The following is a 15,411-nucleotide window of genomic DNA, read 5'->3' on the forward strand; positions in this document are numbered from 1 at the left end:
GCAGGCGTCATCTGGGACAAAACCGTCGTTAAAGCGCGCGTCGATCCGGGCACGGAGAATAGCAACATCCAAGCCTTGCTCACCAAATCGCTGCCGCTATCGAACGATTATACCCTGGCCGTGGACGTCGACTACAACATGATTCAGCAGGGAAAGATGCCGCTCTTCGGGGGCGCCGGACAGGAGATGCGCAACTACGAGACTCATCAATCGGCCAAAGTCACGATCACCGGGATCGGCACAAGCCTTGTCGTCGGCCAGACCATGTCGACCGTCGACGACAAATGGCTGCGCACGTTCGGCGCCGAGCAGAAGCTGTTCAATGGTGTAACCATCTCCAGCGCGATCGGCGAGACCGCACAGGGCACAACGAACATGAGCCTGAAGGCGGAATTCAAGAAGAGCTGGTGAGGTTACCGACAATTTAGAGCGGCGGCGTGGCAGCCAACACAACGCCTTGATTTTGATGTCGTCGATGACGGCGTTTCACTCAAGCGGCGGAGCAAAGCGTTCGGCAGCAAGCGGACGCCGCCGCAGTAGCGGCCTACAGTAAACCCCGTATTTGGAGCCAGCGAAATTGAGCAGAGAACGGTGCTTTTAGCCGAAAGCCGTTCTGTTCCAATTCGGACGAAACGTTGCGCTAGATTTGGGGCACTTGTCCGCTTCGAACTTCGCAGAGCGAAGGGCAATCAAGAGGAATCGCGATGAACCGCGCGCAGGGCTTCTTCATCGCAATGCTCGTCACAGGCTGTATATTCATGTGTGCGGCGCTCGCGCTGTGGCTTCTCGGCTGATGAAACAGCAACGCCGCCCGCTTGAAATGATCGCGGGCGGCGTTACGCGGGGCTCGGGAGGGTGGTGCAAAATCCCGGTAAACAAGGGGTTTGCACGTCCCGTGCCAAGGTTCAGGTCTCGGGCCGAAACACCGAGAAGGGAAGGGGACCTGGAATCAGCACGTGGCGCAAAGCCCTATTTGCCGGCTTCATCCACTCAACTTCATTCTGTTGCGGAAATGCTGATCATCGATAGGCACCGGTCTCGCGTCGCCACAGTCTGATGACCAAATGCCTCCGGGAGCTAACACGAGGAAGCCGCGACCCCTTGGTTTCCCAGCGCTCCCTGCGATCTGTCGTAGAGAGTTGGTTGGGGCGGCACCGACGCCTGGATCAGGAAGCCACGCCGAGTCCGCCCCTACATCACCTGGGAGCAAGTGATGTGCTTTGAACGTAGCAGACGACCTGACGCTGCAACTACTGCAACTATTTCATGCCAGAGGGGCTCCCGATGAGGCTTGTATCGGACGTAGCGTCAAGTTGCAGCATGCTGGCCCCGTTTGTTCTGCCGTAGCAGAGATGAAAGCCGCTCCAAGGTGACGGCGACGAGCGCAAGAAAACGGACAAGAAGCCGCAGACGCGGCGACAAGAATTGCCGGAGCGACCATCGATCAGCAATTCCACGATAGATCCCGCCCTTAAGTGCCACCGGCTCAACTTGACCAACCCAAGGTCTTAGCAAAGTCGATGATGCCTCACCTGTCCTCCTTCTGAGCTCGACCGGTGTTCTCGTCTCGTTGGATGAGAATCGGTCGATGATGGTCGGTCAAGAGCGACTAGGCGGGTCAGATGACCGAAACGCCGTACCTCAAAGAGGCGGCTGCGTTTGATGTCCCAGCGCAGATCTTGGACGGAACGAAATCTTGGACCGGCGCGGAATCTTGGATTGGAGCAAAAGTCAGCCTGGACTTGTTGGACAAGGATCCGGCTGCGCCAGTCCCCTCGTTCTTTGTTCGAAGTCTGACAGCGGCACTCAAAGTGTGAGATCCAAAACAGCGTATGCGATTGCTCTATGCGAGCAATTGCGAAGCGCCATCATGCGTTTAATGCGCGCGTGGTGCGCTGGCACGGGCCTTGCTCGGTCTAGCAGTAGGCCAAAAGAGGCCAATTTGAAGGAGCTGAACATGACCAGCACGACAGGATCTTGGGCTTACGGAGAGAAAGCGCCAACGCCAAGCCAGGAACAGACCAAGTCAAAAGAAGTTCGTGGCTCTTTGACCCCTCGCGGATCTGGGACCATGCCGCAGGGTGTGAAGTTGCGGCTGCGGCCGTCCAGGGCGTCTGAAGAAATCGGGCCCGCGCCTGCGGCCTAAGCAGGGCCGAAGCTGCAGTACCGCTGACCTCGCCTTGCCCCTTGACGGCAAGGCGAGGAAGCGCCCGTTGCATTCGCAGGACGCGGCTGTTGTCTGCGGTTGTTCATTGGCATCGCCTGGGAATGAATGGGTTGGGTTGACCGTCTTTTACGAGCATTGGATCTTCCCGAAATACCGGACCGCGTGGACTTTGCTGCCGTTATGTTGGGAGTAACCCACAGCGACCTTTACAGATACGAAACTGGTGAACGCCAGATTGTCGTTTTCAGTTCTTCTCATTTGTTCGGCGCTTCTCTGAAGTTGCGGATCGTTACGACGTGAGCGAGCACCACGATCGATTGCTAGCTACCCCATGATCGTCGTCAGCAAGAACCTCGTGCCAGCGAGCTCGAAGCAACTGCTCGCCTAGAGTTCGAACGGTCGCATAATCACAGCAAAGCGAGGGACGGCCGGTGCAAGCTCGGGCGCCCGTATCGCCGCCCGGTCATTCGAGAATGTTTGTCAGGACCGAGCCGCAATATGTACCAGCCGCTGATTCAGAGGTGAACGAGGACCACGCATGAGCGGGCGACAGCGGCTCAGGCATCATCCGCCTGGGCCGTCCGATCCTTTCAGCGCAATCTTCAGGCATTCGATCAAGGCTGGCGTGGCAAACGGTTTGGCAAGGAAGCCGATCGCGCCGGCCTTGATTGCGTGAGCGCGCACAGCATCATCTGGAAAGGCCGTGATAAAGATAAAAGGCATGTGATGACCGAGGCTGCGGATGTGTCTGAGCAGGTCAAGTCCGTTCATCGACGGCATCTGGATGTCCGTAATCACGCAGGACATATCGTGCAGTTCCGCCGAGCGGAGGAATTCACCAGCGGAGGTAAAGGTGCGGACGCTATATCCGCACGATGTCAGTAGGTTGGTTGTTGCGGCGCGAACGGATGGATCATCGTCGATGACCGAGATAACAGATGGCATTGACAAGATGATGGCTCGTAATCCGGGAACTGCCTGCCGCGGTCGCGGCCGCGCAATGAAGTGTGGGGGCGCGGCGCAGGATTGAAAATCATACTTAGGTTTGTACGTCCCCTTTGCTTCGGGAAATTCCGAGCGCTTCGGCCATTTTTATGAGCTCGGCCAGCGACTTGGCGCCCATTTTGCGCATGACCTGCCCGCGATAGATTTTGACGGTAATCTCCGCTAGGCCAAGCTCGCCCGCCACTTGCTTGTTCAGCAGGCCGGATGTGACCAGGGGCAGAATGTCGCGCTCGCGTGGGGTCAGTTGTTTGAGGCGGGATCGCAGCTCGGAGACCGTTTTCTCGAGATCGCGCCGCTTGCGGTCCCGTTCGATGGCGGCCTGGACCGCGTCGAGCAGGTCCTGGTCGCGTACCGGCTTGGTCAGGAAGTCGACCGCACCGCTCTTCATCGCCTGGACGGTCATGGGAATATCGCCGTGACCTGTGATGAAGATGATGGGTGTGTGGATGTTAGCCTTGGCGAGATCCAACTGTAGCTCGAGACCGCTCGATCCCGGTAGACGGATGTCGAGCACGAGGCAACTCGGCACCTCGGGCGGGTTGGCCTGCAAAATCTCCGCCGCCGAGCCGAAAGCCTCGACCCGAAGGCCCACCGATTCAAAAAGATTTGTGAGAGCCTCGCGCATCGAAATGTCGTCGTCGACGACGAGGACGATGGCTTCATCGGTACCCTTGCGAGGCTGCATCGATTGCGAGAGCTCGCTCATGATGCATCCTCTGGATGCATGGGCAGGATGATCTGAAGTGTCACGCCGCATCTCCGGTTAGAAAGCGCAAGGAAGCGCCTACGATGCCGCCTGCAACTGGCTGTGCGGCCGAATTCCCCAATTTCGTAATCTGGCCAGGCTCGAACGCAGAACCTCCCATTTTTCGAATATATGGGCGATTCGTTTACGGCAAAAGGACGATGCAGGCCCCGACTGGGCGTCGGTCGTCAGCAGCCCAAACCTCGCTGCTCTGGCTTAAATTGCGCGAAGATGCGTCCCTTAGCGGGCCTGAAGACACGAATTCCCTGTTCCCCGTCGGCAACCCGGGTGCCCGGGCTGTGCGCTTCCGTCCTTATTTTGGCGACAGATGCCGGTCATCCAACGCGACTGGCGAGGGCCGGGCGACTCAGGTTAAGCAGCCCTCGTCGATGAGACCAACATGCCAAAGGAATGAAATGGTCGCAGCCTCTGCAAAACTTCCCGCCTCCGGTTATGCTCTCGAAGTGGATGGCCAATTGAAAACCGAATTTGCCACCAAAGACGGGGCCTGGTCCGCAGCGAAGGAGCTAAAGCAGCGCTTTCCCATGCTTCAGGTCAGAATTTATGATGCCGAGGTAAAGGCCAGAGAGGAAGTCCAGCTTTCGCGTGCCTAACTTTTCCGTTCTGGGCTTTTGCTGCGCGTGCGGCTGGCCGCACCGGGCTCTCGTGAAACGAGCCGCGTCGCGTCTCGTCCGTGCGGCTTCGATCCCTCGCGCGTAACAAGTGCATAACAAAGATGTGCCCCTCGTCGAAGACGTTCGGGAATAAGGTCCCGCCGCACCGCGTCGGCGTTGACACGGGCTCCTCCCTGGGTGCGCCTTTATTAAGCAAACTCAAGGACTGTCGTCGCTAGCGTCCCGCCCAAGGCGGGACGCTATGCTTGCGCGTCTGCAACAGCCTCCCTTGTGGTTTGCCGCGCCTTACCTTGCTGCACACCGATACATCTCCTCGTGGCTGCGTTGCAGCCACGCTTCAAGGAGGGCTAAAAGCAGATCCGGACCCGAAGGGCCGCGTTAGCGCAAAGCGTGAAGCGGTTTTCCCTCGCGACATCAGCGGAACGCGTTTGCGCGCAGATCGTGCTCAAACCACAACCTAAAGCGCGATGATGATTCATCCTAATCCATTTAGCGGTCGATGCAGAAGACAGGAAGCGTCGGGCCTCGCCCGAACGGCTTGTCGCAAACGACTGCAAGATCGCGATCGAGCATTCCCGATGCCGGCTGTCGGAGTTGCGACATGCTGTCAGGGCCACGACGCGTCCGCTTGAGGCAGATCGCCTTCTAATCCAAGGTTTTTCGCGTTGGCATGAGTTTTGAAAATAGGGACTCATTCAGGACGCAAGGATTCACAGTGACCGACGATATCACCGACCAGTACGCGTGGAATGTGGCATCGGGACTTTCAACAGGTCCCGTCGGCTGTGCGCTGGTGCGCGATTTTCCCGGCTAGTTCGAGCACACGCCAGGATCCAATTCGCGCCGATACCCACGTGCGATGAATCGACCATTTCGGCATGCAGGCCACCGGCCGCATCTCCTTGACGCAAAAGGTAGTGCGAAGGTCGAGCTGACCGAGCTGCGTTCAGTGGTCGGCGAGAAGTGGGCGGGGCTCGAGCTCATCTATCGCGCTGGCGCGGTTCATCTGTAACAGACCTGAACAATGGCTGATGTCAGCTCGCCTCAGTAGCCATCGTGAGTTTTAGGGCGGGGACGCGGATCCTCCTCTCTGTGAAACAGAGGTGATGGGAGCGACGACGCTAACCGGACAGTGTCATTTCTATGCACAAGCTAGTCGAAAAACCGACCTTGCAGCCTAAACCGACGATACGAGGGAAATACCGTCAGCTCGCTATCGAGTTCGCCGAGGTTGCGAAGCTCGCATGGCCGATGGTGTTGACGCAGCTGGGGCAGGTTGCGATGATGACGACGGATCTTGCCTTCATCGGGCGCATCGGCCCTGAGGCGCTTGCTGCGGCAGCGCTGGGGGCCACGATCTTCCTCATTGGCTTCACTCTCGGCATTGGTTTGCTGGCCCCGATCGCGCCGCTAGCAGCTCAGGCATTCGGTGCAAAGGACCTTGCCGCGGTCAGATGCACGCTGCGCATGGGGCTCTGGGCTGCGCTGCTACTGTCGCTCCCGATCATGGCGTTTGCGCTACACGGAGAGCAAATACTGGTCGCTTGCGGCCAGGCGAGCGATGTGGCGCGGCTCGCGCAGCAATACCTGTTCGGACTAGCCTGGGGCGCGGTGCCGGCACTGTGGTTTCAGGGTTTCCGCAACTTCATGGCCGCGGTTCACCGGCCGCAGCCGGTGTTGTGGATTACGTTTGGGGCGATCCCCGTCAACGCCCTTATGGCTTATCTCTTGATCTACGGGAAGTTTGGCCTGCCGCCGCTTGGGCTGTTCGGAGCCGGTCTTGCGAGCACCTTCGTGAACTTTATGATGTTCCTTGCCGTTTTGTGGTTCGCCACAATACGCCGCCCTTTCCGTGATTATCAGGTACTTGCACATGTCTGGCATTTCGATTGGCCGTTCATGCGACGGCTGATCGTGACCGGGATTCCGATCGCATTCATTGTTCTGCTGGAGTACGGATTGTTTTCGGCCGCGGGACTGCTGGCGGGCCTCGTCGGCATCAGCGCACTCACTGCCCATCAGATCGCATTCCAGGTTGACTTGATGCTGTACGTGGTTCCGTTAGGCATCAGCACGGCGGCAGCCGTGCGCGTCGGTCATGCGGTCGGCCGCGGCGACGCTGCCGGCGTCAAAAGGGCGGGGCTGATCGCTATACTGCTTGGCATTCTGGCTGCTGCGATGCTGACGACCGCAGTCGTCGCGATGCGTTTTGAAATTACCGGTCTTTTTCTGGACAAGACGACTGACGGCGCTGGCGCGACAGCGGAATTGGCGGCAAATCTTCTTTTGATCGGCGCGAGCTTCTTCATCAGTGATGCCGCGCAACACATTGCGGCGGGCGGCTTGCGCGGATTGAAGGACACCCGCGTCCCGCTTCTGTTCGCCGGCATAGCCAATTGGGCGATCGGCTTCAGTCTTAGCTACGTACTTGGTTTGAAGATCGGGCTGGGTGCCATTGGTATCTGGATTGGCTTGTCAGTTGGCACGACCGTCTACGCGGGCTTTCTCATTCTGCGTTTCCTGCTGCTGTCGAGCAGATTTGCCCTCCAGAGATCCCCGTCAATCTCGTAAGTCAGTTTTTTTGGCGTGCTGCAATTCGCGGGACCGGCATCGCGGTTGGCTTAGCTTAGGCTTACCCAAGCCAGCCGGGTTCGAACGATGTTGCAGCTGTCGGGACAACATCCGTTTTAAACTGGCATGGTTCACACACCTCAGGCCTATTCGATCTCAAATTCGACGCGCCGATCAGGTGACTGCACGGGGAATCTGCGCCTAGCTCCGCGCCGATCATTTTCCTGCAGTCAGCAGCTTGTTGTCTGAGTGGGCCCGGATGTCGGCGAGCGCGCTTTGATCCTTGCGATGAATAGTCGCCCGAAATGCTCTCTTCCAGATCCCGTCGCGTCCACGCGGCACTCAGCTGACCGTCCCCGCGGGACTCATTTCATCCGTCTTGGGACTGCTATCGGTCCCGCATCCAAGCCAAAGGGCGGCGCCAGACTCACTGCTCCGCTTGCTTCCGCACCTCTGAGTTTCGTGGCTCCGTTGGAGCTGCGCCATTCATCTGCCGCCAGGCGCTAGCCTGCCGTCGCAGCGCGGTCAGATCCGCGTCTTGCTTCGGCAGCCTCATAGAGGAAGAGGGGAGGTCCTGATCGCCGTGACGGGTTCATAGCCGCGAGAGAGGCTCGACGGTGCCCGTTCTCGGAGAAAAGCGATGTCCAGACGACAGTCTCGGATCGGGACCGGCCAGGACCGAACAGGCCTTTATGACGAAATCACCGACAAGATCATCGCCGAGCTCGAGGCCGGTCGTGTGCCATGGGTGCAGCCCTGGGGGACCGCGGCGGCGAAGGCGCCGCTCGTCATGCCGAGGAACGCCGCGACGGGCCGGCAGTACCACGCGATCAACGTCCTGATCCTCTGGGGCGCGGTCATCGAGCGTGGATTCGCTGGCCAAAGCTGGCTCACCTTCCGCCAGGCGCTATCGCTCGGCGGCCATGTGCGCAAGGGCGAGCGCGGCACAACTGTGGTCTATGCGGATCGCTTCATCCCGAAGGATGAGAAGCTGCGAGCCGCCAGTACCGGAGAGGAAGCGCAGGCAATCCCGTTCCTGAAACAGTTCACAGTCTTCAATACCGATCAGTGTGACGGCTTGCCTGCAGAAATCGTGGCCACCGCGCCCCCTCCGCCGCAAGGGCTGCTCGAGCCAACTGTCGAAGCCCTGATCAAGGCGACCGGCATTGAATTCCGCATTGGCGGCGATCGCGCCTTCTATGTACCCGCGGAGGACTACGTGCAGGTGCCGCCCCCGCAAGCCTACTTCGAGCCGATCAATTGGCATCGCACCGCGCTCCACGAACTTGGCCATGCAAGCGGTCATTCCTCACGGCTCAACCGCGATCTTAGCGGCTCTTTTGGTAGCAGGAAGTACGCCTTTGAGGAATTGATAGCGGAGCTGTCCGCTGCGTTTTCCTGTGCCTCGCTCGGCATCGTCCCGACGGTACGGCATGCCGATTACATCGCCTCGTGGCTCGAGGTTCTTCGAGAGGACAATCGGGCGATTGTGCGTGCCGCAAGCCAGGCCAGCAAGGCGGCCGATTACATTCTCGGTTTTCTGCCGAATGCAGTCGCGGGCGAGACGATGGAGGCGGCGCAGAGTGAGGCGGCGTGAACCGTTTCTTACCCCGTTGCGGGAGAGTGAGACGGGTGGGCGGATGACCAAGGCCACGTTCTGGAGGCGGTTCGGGAAACGAACGAGGAAACCTTAAGTACAGCTCATTGATTAGCTCAAGAAGACAGGTATGGCGAATAAGGCCAGGCGTTTTCTCGATGATACGGGCTGTTTGCCGAGCCGCTGCGCCTTGCCGAGACCGCGCTCCTTCCGAACTGAGTAAAGCGCTCAAGCCGAACCGCTGCCAGAATCTCTCATCGATGTCGAGGATGAGGAGGACACCACGCGCAGCGAGGAAGATTCGTCGCAAGTCGCAGAGACGCCACGGCGAGGGATGGGGCTCCCGTCCCTCGCACTTCTTCACAAGCTCTTCCTGGCTGGGCCAGCGCGCGCCTGGCTTTGTCCAGCCTCCGCCGATGCAGCCAGCGGTGATGAGAGGAAGAGCAGGCCAAGGAGGGTTTGAGCCGGTCGGATCAAGAGAGAGCGCCGACGGCTCATGGCGCAATCGCTCTCCGTAGGTCTTCTCACATGTTCAAGCCATCAGATCGTATGGCGGCCGTTGCCGCCAATGCAACGCTCACATCAGCCTCTTTCCATCGTGCCGCGCGGTTTCTCCTCCCCAATCTCGAGCACGGCCTTCTCATCGGTACGAAAATTTTGCGCAGCGTCATGGAATCTGCGTTCGGCGTCACTGGCGCCGCCGGCTCCTGGGATCGCAAAACCGCCTATCACCTCTGCGAGGCGGCAACGGTCCTATTCCTTTGCAAATATGGGGCGGCCATCACTGACAAGGCGGGATCGCCGATTGCCACGTTGCCGATTCTCTCGAAAATCGCGGGCCTTCTTCCTATCCCTACGGATCGCCCGGAGGAGAGCCAGGCGCTTGTGCAGTTTTCGGCGCCAATCGCACGCGAGCTCGCCGTTTGCGCCTCCACGCTTGGCATGGAGCGGAAGCTTGTCACGCTGCTCTCGCGTTTCCGAAAGGGTGCGCCAATCCGACCCGCCGAAAGCATCCTTTTTACGACCTATGCCACGCTGCGCACCGATGAGCGTCGCGAGAAGCTTTCGCGCGTCAGGCGGATCGCTCAATGGTTGGGCGCCACCTTTGACGGAGTGATTGCTTTCGACAGGTCCCATGCCATGCAGAACACGGTCGGCGGGCCCGCCAGCAAATGGACTGATTATGTTGCGCGGCAAATTATGTTGCGTATTCGAGATTGCGGGCTGTCTCACAGACGATCGACAGCCCCTCAGGATCATAATCCCTTCGCGCGGCGGAGGGTTGCGTGATGTCCCGCGACGCTTCCGAGCTGGCACGCCGCCTCGCCCGTGAGGCTGAGGCGGTATGCCGCCACTACCTCTCCAACGGGCGGCGCCAAGGCCGCTACTGGACGGTGGGCGACGTCCGCAATACGCCCGGCCGATCGATGTTCGTCCGGCTCAGCGGACCGGAATCCGGTCCCGGCGCCGCCGGGCATTGGACCGATGCTGCCTCGGCCGAATATGGCGATCTCCTCGATGTGATCCGTGAGAGCTGCGGGTTCATCGACTTTCGCGATGTCGCCACGGAGGCACGGCGTTTTCTGAGTCTGCCACGCGCAGAACCGCGCCGCAGCCCAAAGCCTGCTCAAACACCTGTCCCTGACGGATCGCGGGACGCAGCACAGCGGCTGATCACCATGTCGCGGCCGATCCGCCGGACGCTCGTTGAGACCTACCTGCGCAATCGCGGCATCAAAACTGTGCACGATGCGGGTGCGTTGCGCTTTCATCCGCGCTGCTACTATCGTCCGGATGAGAGTTCGACGACTGAGACGTGGCCGGCGATGATCGCCGCCGTCACAGATCTTTCCGGCATCGTCACCGGCGCGCATCGCACCTGGCTCGCGCCGGACGGTTTTGGCAAGGCGCCGATCGACACGCCGCGGCGGGCCCTCGGCGGTCTCCTCGGCCATGGCGTCCGCTTTGGCACGACCGACGACATCCTCGCTGTCGGCGAAGGCATCGAGACGATGCTGTCGCTGCGCAGCGCACTGCCTGCCATGCCGATGACTGCCGCACTCTCAGCCAACCACCTTGCCGCCCTTCTGCTCCCACTGACGCTGCGCCGGCTCTACATCGCCCACGACGCCGATGCCGCGGGCGACATGGCGCTCGCGGCATTGACCGAACGCGCCGCAGCTGCGGGGATTGAGGCGCTTGCCCTGTCTCCGCGGATGGGCGACTTCAACGAGGACCTGCGTGCATTCGGTCTCGGCGCCCTGCGAGCGGCACTGCGCCGCCAGCTCGCGCCGCAGGATGTCGTTCGCTTCATGCGCCAGGAAACGGCCAAGATAACGGCCAAGTTAACGGCCAAAACAACGGCCAAGATAATGGCAAAGACCACGGCCAAAACAACGGCCGAAAACACGGTCAAGACAAAGCGACAGACGTCGGTTTTGCTGTCTTAGCCGATCTGGAAAGGCCCGTGCCAACAAAGCCGCGCCGGCCTTCAAGCGGCTGATCGCCGCGCCGCAGCCAAATCCGTTCGCATCGCGGATTAGGGTCCGAGGCTGATAAAAGCGGCACGCGCGGCAGTAAGTCGGGTTTGCGCACAACTACGATCCGGCATTCGTTCTTGAGGCCATCTGGTCTCAACTAGAGAATGATCCGGCCGCGAAGGGCCGCGTTAGCGCAAAGTATCGAGTGGGTTTCCCTCGCGACAAACGCGGAACGCGTTTGCGCGGAGATCATGCTCACACAACAACCTAAAGCGCGATGATGATTCATCCAATCTCATCGCGCTTTAGTCCAAAATTCGCTCGGACTTGGCGAGGCGGAAAACGGAATGAGTGGTCAAACGTGGCACTCGCGTCGTTGTTCCGGATTGCGGCCTTGCGAATGGGAAAACTTTATTCTCGTTAGGCCGCAGATTCGGACAAGGCTCCGCTCCTTGTCGGAAATCGCTTGAATCGCACGTAGCGTCAGGTTGTAGGCAAGCTTGGAGGTTTGCTCATGGCCAACGACGCGTAGAGTTGAAATGCTTGATTTGTGCGCAGGAAGAGCCGCGGTCTGTCAGTCCTCCGTGGATTCAGAGGAGCATTCGAGCATCATCAGCGTGCTCGACGCTATCAACTGTCCAGCCATTTGGATGGATCGAAACGGCTCTGTGCTGGCTGTGAGCGCCAAGGCTTCCAAGCTCTTTGACGGCGAGCTCTTCGTGCGGGCGCGGCGCCTTTATGTCAGAGGTCTGCAATCGCGCATCAAATTGGAGGAGTTGCTGAATCGGGTCCGCTTGGCGTCCTCTTCGCAAAAGATTTTCTCTTCGCATGTCGTGATCCATCTCTCTGACCGTCGACCGATCGTTATCGAAGCCATCTGGCAGGATTGGAACTGCCAAAGTTCATCTTGCGACACCGGCGCTCTTCTTCTCTTGACGGACCTCAATGAGGTGCCCGTCATTTCTCAAGTGTCCCTCATGGAGATCTTCGGCTTGACGCGCGCTCAAGCACATCTCGCACGACTCCTCGTCATGGGAAAATCGCTAAAGGAAGTCGCTCGCGAAATGAACATTGCCCCGGGCACAGCTCGCAATCACCTCAAGGCCGTGTTTGTACGGACGGCGACCAAGCGACAGGGCGAGTTGATCTCGCTGCTGTCCCGCCTTCGATAGTGCTGCCAGCGCTTGGTGTGAGAGGGGCGCCTTGCGCGCGTCGGCGATTGCGTCGAGACGGCCGCTCGGTGAGGACAAGTGGCTCCATTCTGAGGCATTTATGTCCGGCGTTGGCGGCAACACCACTGAGGGACGAATCTAGAAGGATGGTCGCTAGCGCAAGCGGGCCACGTTTATGAGAGGTGGCCGAATGGCTTTCGCTGTTACAAGCGATCTAAACACGTATCGCCCGCACGTCGCGATCCTGCTTGCCGTCAGGAATGGCGCGCGGTTCCTGTCCGAACAGCTCCAATCATACGCCGAGCAGACGCACCCCAACTGGTCCGTCCATGTCTCGGATGACGGATCCAGCGATCAAACCCGCGATATAATTCAAGACTTCGCGGGCGGCGTGTCGCAGGAAGTGACCCTGCGCTGTGGCCCTCGCTCAGGAGCTGCGGCCAACTTCTTAAGCCTGTTGTGCGATGGCAAAATTGAAGCGGATTATTTCGCCTTCAGCGATCAGGATGACATTTGGTATGCCGAAAAGCTCGACCGAGCGATCAGCATGCTGCGCACTGTGCCGCGCGACCAGCCCGCGCTCTACTGTTCGCGAACTGAACTGATTGATGAAGCAGGGCGCCATCTTGGTTATTCGACCGCATTCAAACGTCCTCCGAGCTTTCGAAACGCGCTTGTCCAAAATGTCGGCGGGGGAAACACTATGGTTTTCAATCGGTTTGCCGGCGATCTACTCCGGCATGTGCCAGACGAGATCGTTGTCGCCCATGACTGGATGACTTATCTTACAGTCTCTGCTGCAGGCGGGACTGTCTTCTATGATCAGACACCTTCCGTGAGGTATCGTCAGCATCGGGACAATCTGGTTGGGTCGAATTTGGGGCTTCAGGCCGCCGTTCATCGCGCGAAGAAGATTTTTGCGGGGCAGTGGCGGGTTTGGAATTCCCTCAATGTCAGGGTGCTGCAGCACCACCTATCACACCGCATCACAGAGGAGAACGTGAGTGTTCTCGAGAGATTCGTTGAGATGCGCCTATCGGAAAACCTCCCGCGACGCTTGTGGAACTTCTGGCGATCCGGAGTTTACCGGCAGACGCCGCTCGCAAATCTCGCAATGCTGGCGGCAGTGATCGCGAACAAGATTTGATTGAGCAGCTACCGACATGAGCTTGGGCGCCTGCAGCCTAACTTTGTTCGGCTATCGCCTCAAAGCCGCTTCCCCCGTTCCTGATCGGTCTGCCAGCTCGCCATCAGTTGGTAATAGCCAGCGCTTACACGGTTCATGGTGAAGACCGCGATCGTATTCAATTATCCTTGAGAAGGAATTCCCATGACAGTCGAAATCCAGTCCCTTGCCATCCCGGATGTGAAGCTCATCCGGTCACCGAAACTCAGCGATCATCGAGGCTTCTTTTCCGAGACCTGGAATAAGCGCGCCTTGCAGGAACATGGCCTTGATCTTGACTTCGTGCAGGACAACCACTCGTTCTCGGCTGCGACAGGCACCGTGCGCGGGCTACATTTTCAGATCCCGCCGCGCGCGCAAGCAAAGCTTGTGCGTGTGGTGCGAGGCGTCATCTTTGATGTTGCCGTCGATATCCGCGCCAACTCACCGGCCTATGGCCGGCATGTGAGTGCTGTGATTTCGGCCGAGACATGGAGCCAGCTTCTGGTGCCTGCAGGCTTTGCACATGGCTTCATGACACTCGAAGAGAATACGGAGGTCCTTTACAAAGTCACCGATTATTACGCACCAGACTGCGACAGAGGCATTCTCTGGAGCGATCCCGACCTCGGGATCGAGTGGCCGCTACCTCTTGCGAGTGCGGTTCTTTCGGACAAGGACAGTCGGTTTCCGCGGCTCAGGGATTTGACAAATATATGCTCGGAACCCCGAGGATCTTGTCTTTGAGGCGAGACTCCGGCCCTTGCCTTGGTGCAACCAACCAGGGAATTTCCAGCGACAGCACCGAGCCTGGTCTGGTGTTGGCAGTCGATAAGCCCTGGCATGGCGTTCGTATGTTCGTGGCGTGAGTGTCATCTCAAATTCCAGCGAAGAGATCCTCTTTCGGCCCGATCCCTTGGGCTCGCAGCTGACTGAGGCTCGAATCAAACTTCCGTTCGTCCGATGAGGCGGATCTTATGAACGTGCCAACAGATACTTTGACGAGCGAGTATGTCGAGTTTTGCGTCAAAGAGATCAACCTCTTCATCGCGGGTGCTGCTGCGCGATTGCCCAAGCCGCTTTGGACTGCGGACAAGAAGACAACGGGGCGCCTCTTGACGACCACGACGATCAACGGGCGGATCGTCTGCCTTCATCGACGAAATGAATGTTCCGATCGACCTCGATCCTGTCGCAGACGACACGACGATTGCGACAGTACGGCAGGTGTGCGCCCGACTGAGCGCCGCAGGCTACGGACGGTCGATCGATGCCTCGGGATTCACCGATTGTCGTCGAAAGCATGGAGCCTGCGTGCGGGCCGCTGCCGAGCATCTCGGCGCGGCGAGGACACCCTTGCTCCCCTGATCTTCCCTTCGGCAGAGCGGAGTTGGGATCGCAGTCGCGACTTCAGAGTTCGGATCCGCTCCAAAGCCGCGCAGAGGGCTCGGCGAGAGGTCCGCCATGCCGAGGTAGACTCCAGAAAATCCATCATACGTCGCCAGTACCCGTGGCCCCACGCAAAGAGAGGGATTGATAGGAGCTTTTCCTTGTTCAGCTGAAAAAGTCTTTCGACAACGGTCAGCTTCAGGACCTCCGCGCCGATGAAGACGATTGCTCCGGGCAGAAAATGGCCGGTACCGAGCAGATAGGCGCTCAGGGGCTTTGCGGGCTCCAAAATGATGACGGGTACCGCAAACAGCGCGAAGGATTGATAGGGCCCCAAGGACATGACCCAGCGACGAGCACGTTCCAGCAACCTCTTCTTGCTCAGCCACGCCGTGATCGGTCCCGTGACGGCCGAGAACAGCGCATCGATGGCAAAATAAACGGTAGCGATAGCGAAGATCGGTGTATTCCAGACTCGCGCCATT

Annotated in this window: 12 protein-coding genes and 2 pseudogenes; 11 read left to right on the top strand and 3 right to left on the bottom strand. The window is 59.1% G+C overall.

What is annotated here, in order from left to right; genetic code table 11:
* Together SO180_RS29735 and SO180_RS29740 are read left to right on the top strand one after the other, a co-directional pair.
* A pseudogene (locus SO180_RS29735) lies at positions 1–411 on the top strand (hypothetical protein); the annotation flags it as partial.
* 1,211 nt (positions 412–1,622) lie between these two features.
* Complete coding sequence (locus tag SO180_RS29740) at positions 1,623–1,817, top strand: hypothetical protein (protein ID WP_449382387.1); 195 nt, start codon at positions 1,623–1,625, stop codon at positions 1,815–1,817.
* A 914-nt stretch (positions 1,818–2,731) separates the two neighbouring features.
* Here SO180_RS29740 and SO180_RS29745 read toward each other — a convergent pair.
* Together SO180_RS29745 and SO180_RS29750 are read right to left on the bottom strand one after the other, a co-directional pair.
* A complete protein-coding gene (locus tag SO180_RS29745) occupies positions 2,732–3,118 on the bottom strand; it encodes a response regulator transcription factor (protein WP_449382388.1) in 387 nt (128 codons plus the stop codon).
* A gap of 88 nt (positions 3,119–3,206) precedes the next feature.
* A complete protein-coding gene (locus SO180_RS29750) occupies positions 3,207–3,878 on the bottom strand; it encodes a response regulator transcription factor (RefSeq protein ID WP_449382389.1) in 672 nt (223 codons plus the stop codon).
* Between the two features lie 455 nt (positions 3,879–4,333).
* Between SO180_RS29750 and SO180_RS29755 the strand changes: the two genes are divergently transcribed.
* The 9 genes and pseudogenes from SO180_RS29755 (at position 4,334) to rfbC (ending at position 14,284) form a co-directional block, all read left to right on the top strand.
* Positions 4,334–4,531, top strand: a complete 198-nt coding sequence (locus SO180_RS29755; RefSeq protein WP_449382390.1) for a hypothetical protein — start codon at positions 4,334–4,336, stop codon at positions 4,529–4,531.
* 880 nt (positions 4,532–5,411) lie between these two features.
* Positions 5,412–5,564, top strand: coding sequence for a hypothetical protein (locus tag SO180_RS29760; RefSeq protein ID WP_449382391.1), 153 nt, complete (start codon positions 5,412–5,414; stop codon positions 5,562–5,564).
* A gap of 131 nt (positions 5,565–5,695) precedes the next feature.
* Positions 5,696–7,123 (top strand): MATE family efflux transporter, encoded by a 1,428-nt coding sequence (locus SO180_RS29765; protein WP_449382392.1) that lies wholly within the window; start codon positions 5,696–5,698, stop codon positions 7,121–7,123.
* Positions 7,124–7,763: 640 nt separating this feature from the next.
* Positions 7,764–8,720 carry an ArdC family protein gene (locus SO180_RS29770; RefSeq protein WP_449382393.1) on the top strand — a complete coding sequence of 319 codons (957 nt, stop codon included), beginning with the start codon at positions 7,764–7,766 and terminating at the stop codon, positions 8,718–8,720.
* Positions 8,721–9,650: 930 nt separating this feature from the next.
* A pseudogene (locus SO180_RS29775) lies at positions 9,651–9,917 on the top strand (strawberry notch-like NTP hydrolase domain-containing protein); the annotation flags it as partial.
* Between the two features lie 92 nt (positions 9,918–10,009).
* Positions 10,010–11,170, top strand: coding sequence for a DUF7146 domain-containing protein (locus tag SO180_RS29780; protein WP_449382394.1), 1,161 nt, complete (start codon positions 10,010–10,012; stop codon positions 11,168–11,170).
* Between the two features lie 614 nt (positions 11,171–11,784).
* Positions 11,785–12,372 (top strand): helix-turn-helix transcriptional regulator, encoded by a 588-nt coding sequence (locus SO180_RS29785; protein ID WP_449382395.1) that lies wholly within the window; start codon positions 11,785–11,787, stop codon positions 12,370–12,372.
* A gap of 190 nt (positions 12,373–12,562) precedes the next feature.
* Complete coding sequence (locus SO180_RS29790; protein WP_449382396.1) at positions 12,563–13,519, top strand: glycosyltransferase family 2 protein; 957 nt, start codon at positions 12,563–12,565, stop codon at positions 13,517–13,519.
* Positions 13,520–13,702: 183 nt separating this feature from the next.
* Complete coding sequence (gene rfbC, locus SO180_RS29795) at positions 13,703–14,284, top strand: dTDP-4-dehydrorhamnose 3,5-epimerase (RefSeq protein ID WP_449382397.1); 582 nt, start codon at positions 13,703–13,705, stop codon at positions 14,282–14,284.
* 535 nt (positions 14,285–14,819) lie between these two features.
* Here rfbC and SO180_RS29800 read toward each other — a convergent pair.
* On the bottom strand, positions 14,820–15,410 hold the full coding sequence (locus tag SO180_RS29800) for a hypothetical protein (protein WP_449382398.1): 591 nt from the start codon (positions 15,408–15,410) through the stop codon (positions 14,820–14,822).
* Position 15,411: the final 1 nt, after the last annotated feature.

The organism is Bradyrhizobium sp. UFLA05-112, from assembly GCF_053572325.1.

Coding starts and splice junctions, on each gene's coding strand:
- SO180_RS29740 (WP_449382387.1), top strand. CDS start 1,623: ATGACCGAAACGCCGTACCTCAAAGAGGCGGCTGCGTTTGATGTCCCA.
- SO180_RS29750 (WP_449382389.1), bottom strand. CDS start 3,878: ATGAGCGAGCTCTCGCAATCGATGCAGCCTCGCAAGGGTACCGATGAA.
- SO180_RS29755 (WP_449382390.1), top strand. CDS start 4,334: ATGGTCGCAGCCTCTGCAAAACTTCCCGCCTCCGGTTATGCTCTCGAA.
- SO180_RS29760 (WP_449382391.1), top strand. CDS start 5,412: ATGAATCGACCATTTCGGCATGCAGGCCACCGGCCGCATCTCCTTGAC.
- SO180_RS29765 (WP_449382392.1), top strand. CDS start 5,696: ATGCACAAGCTAGTCGAAAAACCGACCTTGCAGCCTAAACCGACGATA.
- SO180_RS29770 (WP_449382393.1), top strand. CDS start 7,764: ATGTCCAGACGACAGTCTCGGATCGGGACCGGCCAGGACCGAACAGGC.
- SO180_RS29780 (WP_449382394.1), top strand. CDS start 10,010: ATGTCCCGCGACGCTTCCGAGCTGGCACGCCGCCTCGCCCGTGAGGCT.
- SO180_RS29790 (WP_449382396.1), top strand. CDS start 12,563: ATGGCTTTCGCTGTTACAAGCGATCTAAACACGTATCGCCCGCACGTC.
- rfbC (WP_449382397.1), top strand. CDS start 13,703: ATGACAGTCGAAATCCAGTCCCTTGCCATCCCGGATGTGAAGCTCATC.
- SO180_RS29800 (WP_449382398.1), bottom strand. CDS start 15,410: ATGGCGCGAGTCTGGAATACACCGATCTTCGCTATCGCTACCGTTTAT.